Source organism: Shewanella electrica, from assembly GCF_022321485.1.
GTDB lineage: Bacteria > Pseudomonadota > Gammaproteobacteria > Enterobacterales > Shewanellaceae > Shewanella > Shewanella electrica.
The window spans coordinates 1-266 of record NZ_JAKOGG010000359.1; the positions used below are offsets into that span (position 1 = coordinate 1).

General features: G+C 46.6%; 1 protein-coding gene. It reads right to left on the bottom strand.

Features of this window, described 5'->3' with window-relative positions:
• Positions 1 to 128: phosphoenolpyruvate carboxykinase (ATP) (locus L9G74_RS20890; RefSeq protein ID WP_238898676.1), on the bottom strand; the 128-nt coding region annotated here is incomplete at its 3' end.
• Positions 129 to 266: the final 138 nt, after the last annotated feature.

Below are 266 nucleotides of genomic sequence, written 5' to 3' on the forward strand. Positions count from 1 at the left end.
GTGCGAGCACCGGTTTTAGCAACCAGAGCACCGTTAGCGGTCAGTTCACCCTCGCCGCGTAGCAGGGCGAGTTCGACAAGTTGAGCTGTTGTTGGGTTGTAATGAACGCGGTTTAATCCATCCGCCATAGTGAGGTCTCCATCTATTTATGCTTGTTATAATTAGGTTTTTTATTATCGATCGTGTGCCGATTTAGATTATTCACCTGTCCTATGGGCATTTACCCTAGGTCGAAGTGCTGTCGATTGTATCCTAACTGTTGGTAA